An 11962-nucleotide genomic window follows, 5' to 3' on the forward strand; every position below is an offset into this window, starting at 1 on the left:
TACTATAAAAAAGAAGGCCGTCCAGATTTGGACGGCCTTCTTTTTGTTGACTATACCTGAAAACTACCAGGCGTACTGCATTTTGTGCATGGCTAGCGAAAGCCGAATCTTAAAGTACTCATAGCGTTCCTCCAGGTGTTCATACAAATCCTTCAGTTTGGCATCTTTGCCAAGCCTCTCAATCGCTTCGACGATAGACTCGTATTCTCGCTTTGAAACAAAATCGTGCACAGGCACATCGTAACCCTGTTCCAGCAAAGTAGCCAGGTGCGAATAGATAGTGACAGGATTGAGATTACGTCGTCTTGCAATCTCTTCTGGACTTAGCCCCTGCTGATAAGCCTCCCAAGTAACTAAATGGGTAGCCCCTTTGATTGCACTGCCTTTTGCCTGCTCTTCTGTCAGAAAGGCGATGATCTCATTGATAAAATTATGCCCGTAGCGCTCAAACTTCTGAGCTCCGACCCCACTGATCGCCAACATTGCGATGCGATTCGCCGGCTTTTCTGCTGCCATTTCCTGCAGCGTACTATCTGTAAATACAACGTAAGGAGGCACATTCTGCTCGTCTGCCAGGCGCTTTCGCAAAGCACGCAGTCGCTCGAACAGCGCATCCTTGATAATTTCTCTTTTCGGTTTTTCTCTCTGTAAGGTTTCTGTCTGTTGCTTGGCGTCCTCGAACTTAACCAGTTCTATTTTGCGTCCATCAAATAGTACCTGCCTGCTCTGCTCGGTCAGTTTCAAGGTATAATTCTGGTCATAGGCAAGCTCTACCAAGCCTGCATTGAGCATTTGGTGCAGATAACGGTGCCAGTCCAGGGTGCCAATGTCACGTCCGGCACCATACGTTTTGATGCGGTCGTAGCCGCCTGCCATTACCTGGCTATTGCGTGAGCCGCGCAATACATCTACCAGCAGGCTCATGTTGAGCTTTTCCTGTGAACGCGCTATAGCTGACAATGCTTTCTGTGCAATTAAAGTCCCGTCAAATCGACTGGGAGGATTACGGCAAATATCGCAGTTGCCACAATCCTTGCTCATCTGCTCCCCGAAGTACTGCAGCAAAATTCGTCTTCTACAGAAGGTGGCTTCAGCAAACTGCTGCATACGCTCCAGCTTAACGAGTTGCAGCTCATTCTGCGACTTATCATTATCTGACAGCATGGTGCGCAAATTCATCACATCAGCGAAACTGTAAAACAGGAGTGCATCCGATTTGGCACCATCACGACCGGCACGTCCGATCTCCTGATAATAGCCTTCTACATTTTTAGGCAAGTTGTAATGAATCACCCAACGTACATTCGACTTGTCAATCCCCATACCGAATGCGATGGTGGCGCAAACGATCTGCACATCGTCACGCAAAAACGATTCCTGGGCTTTTGAACGCTGCTGGGCACTCATACCGGCATGATAAAATGTAGCGTTGTAGCCATTTTCGCGCAACTTGCCTGCCAGGCTTTCAGTCGCTTTTCGGCTCAGACAATAGATAATGCCCGGCTGGCCATGTCGGCGTGAGAGGAAATCGGTGATCTTATTGAATCTGTTTTGGCCGGGCAGCACCATGAGGTTAATGTTTGGCCGGTCAAATGAAGCTACAAAAACTTCAGGCTGTCGTAGCTGGAGCTGCTCCTGGATGTCTTTCTGGGTCAGCTTATCAGCTGTAGCAGTCAGCGCTACCACAGGTACAGCAGGGAACTGCTGCTTGAGGGCGCGAAGCTGGGTATACTCTGGTCTGAAGTCATGTCCCCAAGCCGAGATACAGTGGGCCTCATCTACAGCGAAAAGGGATACCTGCAACCGTTTCAGGAAAGAGAAAAAGCCAGCGGAAAGTAATTTTTCCGGAGAAACATACAGCAATTTGATCTGACCTGCCAGGCTCTTCTCCTCAATCTGGTACTGTTCATCTGCTGTCTGGGAGCTGTTCAGGTATGCGGCAGGTATACCGTTTGCCAGGAGCGCTTCCACCTGGTCTTTCATCAGGGCGATCAAGGGAGAAACTACTACGCATAGACCGGGCATCACCACGGCAGGCACCTGATAACAGACAGATTTTCCGCCACCGGTCGGCATCAGCACCACTACGTCTTTCTGCTGTAGAATATTCGTGATGATCTGCTCCTGCATGGGCCTGAACTGCTCATAGCCAAAATACAGTTTTAATGCCTCACGTGCTTCTCTTATACCTAAACTCATGCTCTGTAGAAAGTGTAACGATACGAAATAGAATTGCTGTACTAAACCCAAAGTTAACCATAATCGGTGTGAAATAGGTTCCTGTTTTGGTGGTGCTTAGTCAATAAATAAACAATGACTTTATGCAGCCGTACTTTAATTAGAGTATAAACCTTATAACCTGTAAACTATGAAATCAGAGAGAACAAATGAATTAGAGCATGTGCTCATAAAATGTATCACTGCCTGTGAAGCCTGCGCAACTGCCTGTCTGCAGGAAGATAATGTAAAAATGATGGTGCGCTGCATCATGCTGGACCGCGACTGCGCAGACATCTGTACCATCACAGCACGCTTTGTAGCCCGCGACTCGGCCCATGCCAAGCACGTTATGAAAGAGTGTATCGAGATTTGTCGCCTATGCGAAGAGGAGTGCCGCAAGCATGACCATGACCATTGCCAGAAATGTGCGGACGCCTGCCGTGAGTGTGCGGACGCCTGCGAAGCCTGGATGACCCGGTAAACGATCAAAACAATGAAAACAGAAAAGCCCCTGATTTACACCAGGGGCTTTTCTGTTTTTGCAAGGTTCGGATGCTAGAAAATCATATCCAATAGCGCTTCAATCAGTGAAAGCACCAAACTGAAGACAAGGGCCCAGAGAAAACCATCCACATTAAAGCCACCCACAAGGGAATCAGCTAACAGGATGATCAGCGCATTGATGACCAGCAAGAACAGACCGAGTGTCAGCACAGTCACAGGTATCGTCAGGATAACCAGGATCGGACGAACAACGGCGTTGAGCAAGGCCAGTACTACAGCCAGGATCAAAGCCGACCCGAAACCGTCAATCTGCACACCAGGCAAAATATAGGCTCCAATAAGGGCGGCTACACCCGTCAATAAAATCTTAATAATGATTCCCATTTTGTTTCGATATATAGTGATAGTATATTATTCCTATCACGCTATACGACAAAGCGGGAATAAAGGTGAGTTACTGTACCTCTAAGCGTTTTTGAGAAACAGCCATCCAGTTGCACAGCTTGTAAAGTAATCGGGCACCGACATTTCCATTCCACTCACTGTCACCAGGAGCTACTTCGCACAGGTCGAAACCGATGATCTCTCGGCCTGAGCGAACCAGTGCCTTGATCAGGTATATAGCTTCTTCAAACTCCAGACCGCCTGGCACTGGTGTGCCTGTGGCTGGGCAAAGTTTCGGATCCAGCCCGTCGATGTCAAAGCTGATGTATACCTTTTGAGGAAGTTGGGCAATGATCTTTTTACACTCTTTCTTCCAGCTGTCGCCCTCGTACATATTCTCTTTCAGCACGCTGTCGTAGAAAATAGCTACTCGTCCGTTGGACTGATTAGCCAGTTCTGCCTCTGCCTGGCAGATGTCGCGTATACCTACCTGCACCAGCTTTTTGACCTGAGGCAGTTGCAGGGCATTGTACATGATAGAGGCATGCGAATATTTGAAACCCTCATAAGCGTCACGCAAATCGGCATGCGCATCCACTTGTAGAATTCCGTACTCCTCGTGGCGTTCAGCCAGCGCATGCATCAGACCAAGCGGTGTGCTGTGATCACCGCCAACTACGCCAACCAGTTTGCCTTGATCCAGGTAGGAATGCGCCTTCGACTTCAGCCAATGCAGTAGTTCTTCCCCCTTTTCAGTCACTTCTGTTGGCAGGTTCTCAAACTCAGCTCTGTCAGACTCGGGGCTTCCCTCCTCCAGCCAGTTGATATAATTCTCAGCCCGCTGACGCAGATTATCGCTCACAGCAGCCCATACTTCTGAAATCTCCTCCATGGCTATACCTAGCTTCCAGGCTTCTTTGATGGCGGGCTCAAACAGGTCAAGCTGAGGTGAGGCTTCCTTGATGGCCTGTGGTCCGGCTGCAGTACCGGCACTGTAAGACACGGTTACTTCCCAAGGCACAGGTATAAGCACAACCTCCGACTCTTCTACTGTAAAAGGCAGACCAAAAAGGCCACCATTCACATCGCCAACACCATTGGGGTCAAAGGCTGCGATTTTTTGCTGCTTGCTGTTAGTTGGTTGGTTCTGCTGAGTACTCATCAGTTACATTTTCAGGTTTTGTGTTTAAAAGCTCCTTCACAAAGTTCGGAAGGGCAAATGCAGCCGCATGCACAGCTTCATTGTAATATTTAAGGCCTTCTTTCTGGGAGAAAGCTGCAGCTTCCTCTCTATCGAATTGCAATGGATTCGCATTGCCCTTCGCTGAATAAGAGAAACTCCAGGTGCCTGTCGGATAAGTAGGTATAGCGGCCAGATAACAGTGCACTTTCTCCTGTCCGAATATCTTCTTGTAGGTATCGTAGATCTCTACAAACACAGCAGAGTTGAAGCGCGGAGACTCACTCTGTGTGATCATCACACCGTCTTTCGTCAGGCAGCGGTATACCTCCTGGTAAAATTCTGCTGTGAACAGACCTTCTCCCGGGCCAACCGGATCAGCTGAGTCCACGATGATGAGGTCGTAATGCTCGTCGGCGCATTCTTTAATATACTTGATGCCATCCGCTACCAGCAGGTTCAGGCGCGGATTGTCAAACGCCACGGCTGTTTCCGGAAGGTGCAGTTTACAGGCTTCGATCACCAGTTCATCGATCTCTACAAGTGTCACCTCTTCCAGCTGCTCGTGGCGCAGGAGTTCGCGTACCGTACCACCGTCACCACCACCGATCACCAGGGCGCGCTTGGCTGAGCGGTTACTGAACATCGGCACATGGGTGATCATCTCATGGTAAACATACTCATCTTTCTGTGTGCACATCACCATGCCATCCAGCGTCAGCATATTGCCGTAAGCAAGCGTTTCATAAATTTCTACACGCTGGTACTCCGAATCTTTCTTGTAAAGCTGGTTTCCTGTGTGCTTCAACGAAAGAGCGATGTTTTCATCGCGCTCTGTGAACCAGACATCTCTTGTAATGGAGCCATCAGCTTCTATGGTCTTAGCGGTCGCATCACGCAGGCTCTCCAGGTTGAAGTCATTGCGCTTCAGCAGACTTAGCTGTCCGCGACGTAGCTCCATAGAAGAGCCGTGGCCTGACTGAAATGCTTCTTTCAGATAGGTATAAGATACCCATGGGTCAACAGAGTCGCCACAGGTGAAAAGGTCTACGGCTGCATAGCCATACTCAGGCCAGGTATGGATGGCCAGGTGGCTTTCCTGAATTACCACCACACCTGACACGCCATAAGGCGAGAAGTGATGGAAAGTACTGTTGATGACAGTGGCTCCGGCTGTTTCGGCAGCGGCAACCATGCTGTTTTCGATGTGCATCACATCGTTCATCAGTTCAGGAGAGCAATCGTAAAATTCAACTAAAATGTGTCTTCCTAAGGCGTTCATTAATTGACTGTGTGGTTTCAAATATATAAAAATGCAAAAAAACGAAAACTGGCGCTATATTCAAACAGGACCTTTCAATTAGACTTTACGCATTGGGTCGTCAATGGGGTCTGAATTATGTCGGGGATAGCGTAAAAAGTGAACGAGCTATACCTGGTGGGGACATCCCGACAGGTATAGCTCGTCAGATATTTTATTTCAAAAAATTCGATCAGGTAAATCTATACCTTAAAAGTTCTGATGATTTCAAGCATTTTAAGTAGGGTGCTGGTGTCGAAGAACAAAAGCAGCGGAAGCTCCACGTCTTTTGAATTGTGCTGAAACTTGGTGATCACAGTAAACACGAGGGGTTGGAAAAGTGGGTGCTGTACCAGGATGTCTTTCAGCGAATTAGCTATATGATTTTTAGGTGCCTTCGGTGGCGAACCGTAAATGTTGCTTTTGAGGATATTGGCAAGCTGGGTGACCAAAGCACCGGTAATAATGTTGCTGATCTCGAGCAAAAGGGACTCCTGCATGACGCTCAGTTCGCCTTTCTGCACATTCAGCATGCTCAGGCACACACTGGAGAGCAGGCTGATGTGCTCCTCTGAAAAGAGCATGAGCGTAGCTCCATTGAAATCACCCTTTATATCAGACTGAATAACAAAATGTGTGTCTTCATATTTAGCGATGAGCGCAATAAGGTCCTTTACTTCAATGAGCTGCACATCAGGCACCTTCAGCATGACTTTATCTTTGGCGATCACAGCGAAAGAATCGGCAGCACGGGCCAGTCCTATATTCAGGATCTCTTTGATAATGTCCTTTTCCAACTCGGTTACATGCGTATCCATCATGTTCGTCGTGTTATTAGTTCTGTTATCCATCGCCTCATTTCCTCATCTTCTATTCACAAAGTATCTGGTTATGGCAGGCACATCCAGTACCAGGCACACTTTGCCTGTACCAAGCAGTGTGACACCACCATATAAATCTATGCTATCCAGCGGTTTGCTAAGTGGTTTTACCACAATGTCCTGCTGACGGTAAAGTTTGTCCACGATCAGACCAAGCTTACGATTGTTGTACGAAACAATGATAATGTTCTGCACCTGGCCCTTCAACCGTGTTTTGTCACCCAGACGCATCTGACTTTCCTCCACATTCAGGAGTTCGTCCAGGTATACGACAGTCACTGTTTCCCCTTTGATATCGGCAACAAGCACCTCGCCTACCTCATGGAGCTCGTCTTTGTCCAGTGCCACCACTGAATCTGTGTGGATCAGTGGAATGGCGTAGAAAATACTGTCTATCTCAAACAAAAGAGCGCCTTTTACTGCAATAGAGGTTGGTAATTGCAGTATAAAGCTGGTCCCCTTTCCTTTCTCTGATTCTATACGGATGCGACCGCCTATTGAATCAATTGCATTCTTCACCACATCCAATCCCACACCCCGACCCGAAAACTCGGTCACTTCCTTGGCTAGAGAGAAGCCTGGCTCAAACAGGAAAGAATATACCTCTGAATCAGGAAGGTTTTCAGCAACATCGGCTGGCACTAACTGCTGGGCCACTGCTGCTTTCTTCACTTTCCCGATGTCTATACCTTTTCCATCATCAGTAAGCGTAATCACCACACTTTCGCGGTCACTGCGGGCTGAGAGTTGCAGTAATCCGGCCTTTGTTTTATCTGCTCTCACACGCTGCTCAGGTTTCTCAATGCCATGCGTAATGGCGTTGCGCACCAGGTGCAGCAATGAGTCTGTCATGATCTGCAGAATGTTGCGGTCAATCTGAATATCCTGCCCGCTCAGCTCCAGGTCAATTTCCTTTTTTTCGGCAGTGGCAATATCACGCACCACCCTCGGAAACTTGTTGAATAAAGTACCGATGCTTACCAGGCGTGCATCCATTACACTGTACTGCAGGTCTTCTGTAATACGATACAAGTGAGAACCCACCGTCTTTAGTTCGTCACTATCCAGTTCACGACTTAGCGAGAGGATGCGGTCACGGTCAATAATCAGCTCCCCTACGAGGTTCATGAGGTGATCCAGCTTCTTTACCTGAATGTAAATCAGGTCGGACAGTGTCAAATTGCGTGAAGTGCTGAATTTCTGCACCTTTGCCAACTCAACTGTGCTGTCCGATAAGCTGTCGACAATTATGTCGAGGTTGCGGATCAGCACCGGGTCAACCTCCACCTGCCGTTCGCTGTCAATGCTCTTGATCAACTCGCCAAGCAGGTCGATGCCGTCAAAAAGAACGCCTACCACCTCGTCGCTGAAGCTCAGTTCCTTATTGCGTATGAGGCCAAAGGCGGTCTCGAGCTTATGGGATACGTCTGAGATCTGCAGATAGCCGATCGCCTTCGCATTCGCCTTCAGGTTATGCAGCATACGGAATATCTCCGCCAGCACCTGATCGTCCTGCGGTCGTTTTTCCAGTTCGCTGATGAGCCTGTTTAGGGCGTCGAAGTATTCCAGCGCTTCTGCTATAAATATCTCTTTATACTCCTGCTCTCTCGATTTCATGAATTCACGTCAGTTGTACTGACTTGCTGCTGTTCTGCTGCCACGTACCGGTTCAGGTACTGGGCAATTTTTGACAAAGGCAGCACTTTGTCGGTATTTCCGCTTTCTATCGCAGATTTTGCCATTCCAAAAATGGCTGACGAGGCTTCGTCCTGCGCTATCACATGTCCTCCTTTTCGGAGTGCAATGGCTTTGGCTCCAGCTGTGCCGTCTCGCCCCATACCTGTCAGGATAACTCCGATCACGCGCCTTACACCACTTTGTGCCACCGCCTGCATCAGTTTGTCCACCGAAGGCAGATCATGTTCTGCGCCATTGTCTTCACTAAAACCTATTTTCAGACTAGAGGCGTTTCCCATGACCGTGTGTACAATCATGTTTCTGCCACCAGGTGCTATTATAACTTTCCCGGGCTTAGGTATAAGCCCCGTGCGGCCTTCAAGTACGGTTAGCTCGGTCATACCCTTGAGCCTGCGTGAGTAACTGTGCGTAAACTTCGGCGGCAGGTGTATGGCAACCAGAACTGCAGCTTTGAGCCCCGGTTCTAACTGCCGGATGATCTGCTCTACGGCTTGGGTGCCTCCAGTCGAAGCTCCTATCACAATGATGGTGTCCGCTGTCACATTCCTGGCATCCTTTTGAGCTGCCTGCGGGAAAATCAGCATTTCCTCTCCCAGCATACTCAATCGTTTTTGAGGATCCCAGTATTCAGTGTCACGCACTGCTGATACCTTCCTGCAAATCTCTTCTGCCATCGTTCTGTAAGCAGGTCTTGCCGGAGGGCCAGGTTTCAGGATGACACTGTAAACACCCAGGTCTATCGCATCCTTAAGAAGTTCCAGGCTTAGTTGTTCCTTCTCCACCACCATCACAATCGGTGTAGGGCATTCGCTGAAAATCTGCTTAAAAACGAGCAATTGCTCGTTCTTTCGTAGATCTACTGAAGCCAGGATGACATCCACCTGATGGTGGCGCAATGATTCCAGTAACTGGGTTCCATTTGAAGCAAGGCCTGTCACTTCCAGATCAGCTGAACCACTCAGGATGCTTTCCAGCACCAGGCGGGCATGGCTTGAGCTGTCAGCAACGAGCACTTTTAGCTTGCTTTCCTGTCCTTTCAAAGTACGATTCCTTTCCTACTGCCAACAATGAGTACTTTATAAGTCAGATCAGCGCTATTCGTCCAGCGCTTTCTTCACTACTTCAAGCACCTTCTCTTCCGAGAAAGGCTTTACGATGTAAGAAAGTGCTCCATACTCCAGCGCTTCATTCACGATTACTTCCTGCCCTACGGCACTTACAATCACGATTTTCATATCAGGCTGCTCTGCTTTGATGCCTTTCAGCACATCAAGCCCTGTATTGTCTGGCAGGATCACATCGAGGGTAATCAGGTCAGGATTGGTTTCTTTGGCCAGCTCAAGTGCTGTCTGCCCATTGGGCGCCTCCCCAACAATCTCATAGCCCGCATCGGTGAGCATATTTTTGAGCATTGTGCGCATGTAGAAAGAGTCATCTACAATCAGAATTCTTTTCATACTTTAAAGTATAGCTTCAATGTGAATGAATTGCTTTAGTTACTTTTCAACTCCCTGATCTCGTCCTGGGTCAGGATCTTGTACATATCCAGTACAATGATAAGGCGGTTGTTCACCTTGGCAATGCCTTCTATGTAGTTCTCATGGATATTGATGTCCTGCAGAAACGAGGGAGTCTTGTCAATTTTGGTCATAGACAGGTTCAGGGACTGCGGTACTTCGCGCACGATCACCCCAATGCTGTACTCCTTTGCTTCAATCACCAGGGTATAGGTAATGTGCGGATTCAGGTCTCCGGCCAGTGGAACAGGACGAATGCCAAAGCGCTCTTCCAGATCCATGATCGCGATAATATCCCCACGGATATTGGCTACCCCTTTAATGAAATCAGGCGTTCGGGGCATGCGGGTTACATTTGGCGTAACGGTTACCTCTTTTACCTGATCTATCTTGATACCATATTCTTCCGCCCCAAGCTTGAAAACGATCAGGTGAATCATTTCCTCCTTTACCGCTTCAGGCTTGGCCGGATTATCTTTGGCAGAAGCCACTGCAGTCTCAGCTGTCTTATCCGTTCCGGATTCAACGGCTGCTGATGGCGCCTCTTTTTTGTTCGTCTTTTCTTTCATCAGTCCGGAACGGTTTATTTGCTGTTGTCCTCGCTGCTCTTGTTTCTGGAGCTAACCGAGCTCAGGCGTGCATTGCCGGTGAGCTGCTTTTGTTTCGGCTTGGTCGGCATGGAAGCCAGGCGACGATTGTTCGGGCTGTGATTAAATACCAGATTGCCATCTACCAGTTTGAAGGCCGAGATACTGATTTGCAGATCCGCGGCAATGTCGTTCAGGTTCTGAGAAGATGATGTCAGCTCCTGCATCGAAGTGGATAGTTGCTTGGCTGTACTTGCCACCTGCTGTGTGCCGGAAGCCGTTTGCTCGGCAATGGCTACTACCTCTTCCACGTATTTCACTACGTCCCCGATCGATGACTTCTGTACCTCAGTCGCCGTCAGGATGTCCTGTGCAGTGCGGAGCGTTTCACCACTGGAAGCAGCAATGTTTTTGAAGGCGCCGGATGCTTCGAATGTCGCGTTCTTTCCTTTCAATACACGACCTTCCATAGTTGAGATCGCCATCGCAGCTGATGCAGTATCTTTTTTCACGTCATCTACCAGTGTTGCAATCTCGCTGGCAGACTTGCGTGATCCTTCGGCCAGTTTACGAATCTCCTCGGCTACTACCGCAAAGCCACGTCCTGCCTCTCCCGCACGAGCCGCCTCAATGGCAGCGTTAAGGGCAAGCAAGTTGGTTTGTGCAGCAATGTCGGTGATTACACCAAGTGACTTGGAGATTTCCTGCGAACGGGCGCTTAGTACTTCAATTGTTTTAGAAGTAAGCGAAGCAGAACTGGAGATTTCTTCCATGTTCTTCACCACTTCCGCCACTGTCTTCAGACCGAGCTGTGAAGTTTCCTCACCCAGCAAAGCTGATTTGTTCACCACTTCCGCACGGTTTGCCGTATCTTTCGTGGTTTTCATGATTTCTTCTATCAGTTTGAAAGCCTGGTCTGTCTTGAGGGCCTGATTCTGGGCACCCTCCGCCATTTGCTGCATGGCTAGCGCCACATCCAGCGTTACGCGGTTCATTTCAAGGCCTTTATCTGCCATCTCTTCTGAAGAGCTTCCTACTACAAGCGATGAGTCATTGATCTCACCAAGAAGGGCGTTCAGGTTGTCAACTGCCAGGTTCAGGGCGTTGGCCATGTCAAGGATATCACCCGCTGTATGGGCCTCTACCTTCTGCGTTAAATCACCTTCAGAGATCGCACGCACCACGCGGGATACTTCCAGTACTGGTGTTACAATCGACTCCAATAGGTCATTAAGCGTATCTACAAGTTCTTTCCAGCTACCGCCTACACCTGCAAGTGTCGCACGCTCAGTTAGTTTTCCTTCCACACCGGCTACTCTAGCAACGCGGCTTACCTCACCCGCCAGGCGGTTCAAGTCAACCACCATGGTGTTAATAGTATCGGCTAGTTCCGCCACTTCGCCTCTTGCTTCGAGGGTCAGTTTCTGGGTCAAGTCACCTTTCGATACCGCGGTTACTACGCGTACTATACCTCGTACCTGTGTTGTCAGGTTGGAGGCCATGGTATTTACATTGTCGGTCAGGTCTTTCCAAGTACCGCCTACGTTTGGCACATTCGCCTGGCCGCCTAGCTTACCTTCGGTACCCACCTCGAGCGCCACACGGGTTACCTCACCGGCGAAGATGTTCAGGGAGTCCACCATGCGGTTGATGTTTTCCTTCAACTCACCGAGCTCACCTTTCACATCCAC

11 protein-coding genes are annotated in these 11962 nt (G+C 48.9%); 1 reads left to right on the forward strand and 10 read right to left on the reverse strand.

What is annotated here, in order from left to right; translation table 11 throughout:
* Positions 1–63: 63 nt before the first annotated feature.
* A complete protein-coding gene (recQ, locus tag I0P70_RS04695) occupies positions 64–2199 on the reverse strand; it encodes a DNA helicase RecQ (RefSeq protein WP_196115010.1) in 2136 nt (711 codons plus the stop codon).
* Positions 2200–2368: 169 nt separating this feature from the next.
* On the opposite strand from recQ, the gene I0P70_RS04700 reads away from it, so the two are divergent.
* Positions 2369–2701: a four-helix bundle copper-binding protein gene (locus tag I0P70_RS04700; RefSeq protein WP_007658239.1), complete on the forward strand. Its 333-nt coding sequence runs from the start codon at positions 2369–2371 to the stop codon at positions 2699–2701.
* A 74-nt stretch (positions 2702–2775) separates the two neighbouring features.
* Here the strand turns inward: I0P70_RS04700 and I0P70_RS04705 are convergent, their stop codons facing one another.
* From I0P70_RS04705 to I0P70_RS04745, 9 genes are all read right to left on the reverse strand, one after another.
* On the reverse strand, positions 2776–3108 hold the full coding sequence (locus tag I0P70_RS04705) for a phage holin family protein (RefSeq protein ID WP_196115011.1): 333 nt from the start codon (positions 3106–3108) through the stop codon (positions 2776–2778).
* Between the two features lie 70 nt (positions 3109–3178).
* Complete coding sequence (locus I0P70_RS04710) at positions 3179–4270, reverse strand: agmatinase family protein (protein ID WP_196115012.1); 1092 nt, start codon at positions 4268–4270, stop codon at positions 3179–3181.
* Positions 4242–5570, reverse strand: a complete 1329-nt coding sequence (gene speE, locus I0P70_RS04715) for a polyamine aminopropyltransferase (RefSeq protein ID WP_196115013.1) — start codon at positions 5568–5570, stop codon at positions 4242–4244. Before speE ends, I0P70_RS04710 begins: the two co-directional genes overlap by 29 nt.
* 221 nt (positions 5571–5791) lie before the next feature.
* A complete protein-coding gene (locus tag I0P70_RS04720; protein WP_230391983.1) occupies positions 5792–6439 on the reverse strand; it encodes a chemotaxis protein CheC in 648 nt (215 codons plus the stop codon).
* A gap of 12 nt (positions 6440–6451) precedes the next feature.
* Positions 6452–8086 carry a chemotaxis protein CheA gene (locus I0P70_RS04725; RefSeq protein ID WP_196115014.1) on the reverse strand — a complete coding sequence of 545 codons (1635 nt, stop codon included), beginning with the start codon at positions 8084–8086 and terminating at the stop codon, positions 6452–6454.
* Positions 8083–9207, reverse strand: a complete 1125-nt coding sequence (locus I0P70_RS04730; protein WP_196115015.1) for a chemotaxis protein CheB — start codon at positions 9205–9207, stop codon at positions 8083–8085. Before I0P70_RS04730 ends, I0P70_RS04725 begins: the two co-directional genes overlap by 4 nt.
* 54 nt (positions 9208–9261) lie before the next feature.
* Positions 9262–9624 (reverse strand): response regulator, encoded by a 363-nt coding sequence (locus I0P70_RS04735; protein WP_007658217.1) that lies wholly within the window; start codon positions 9622–9624, stop codon positions 9262–9264.
* Between the two features lie 35 nt (positions 9625–9659).
* Entirely contained in the window at positions 9660–10253 is a 594-nt protein-coding gene (locus I0P70_RS04740; protein WP_196115016.1) for a chemotaxis protein CheW, read from the reverse strand.
* Between the two features lie 14 nt (positions 10254–10267).
* Positions 10268–11962, reverse strand: a 1695-nt coding sequence (locus I0P70_RS04745; protein ID WP_196115017.1) for a methyl-accepting chemotaxis protein, incomplete at its 5' end; no start/stop codon positions are given.

It is taken from the genome of Pontibacter sp. FD36 (assembly GCF_015686655.1).
In the GTDB taxonomy this organism is placed as follows: Bacteria; Bacteroidota; Bacteroidia; order Cytophagales; family Hymenobacteraceae; genus Pontibacter.

Bases quoted from the DNA above. Each gene is read 5' to 3' on its own strand.
- I0P70_RS04705 (WP_196115011.1), bottom strand. From the start codon at position 3,108: ATGGGAATCATTATTAAGATTTTATTGACGGGTGTAGCCGCCCTTATT.
- I0P70_RS04710 (WP_196115012.1), bottom strand. From the start codon at position 4,270: ATGAGTACTCAGCAGAACCAACCAACTAACAGCAAGCAGCAAAAAATC.
- I0P70_RS04700 (WP_007658239.1), top strand. From the start codon at position 2,369: ATGAAATCAGAGAGAACAAATGAATTAGAGCATGTGCTCATAAAATGT.
- recQ (WP_196115010.1), bottom strand. From the start codon at position 2,199: ATGAGTTTAGGTATAAGAGAAGCACGTGAGGCATTAAAACTGTATTTT.
- I0P70_RS04725 (WP_196115014.1), bottom strand. From the start codon at position 8,086: ATGAAATCGAGAGAGCAGGAGTATAAAGAGATATTTATAGCAGAAGCG.
- I0P70_RS04720 (WP_230391983.1), bottom strand. From the start codon at position 6,439: ATGGATAACAGAACTAATAACACGACGAACATGATGGATACGCATGTA.
- I0P70_RS04735 (WP_007658217.1), bottom strand. From the start codon at position 9,624: ATGAAAAGAATTCTGATTGTAGATGACTCTTTCTACATGCGCACAATG.
- speE (WP_196115013.1), bottom strand. From the start codon at position 5,570: ATGAACGCCTTAGGAAGACACATTTTAGTTGAATTTTACGATTGCTCT.
- I0P70_RS04740 (WP_196115016.1), bottom strand. From the start codon at position 10,253: ATGAAAGAAAAGACGAACAAAAAAGAGGCGCCATCAGCAGCCGTTGAA.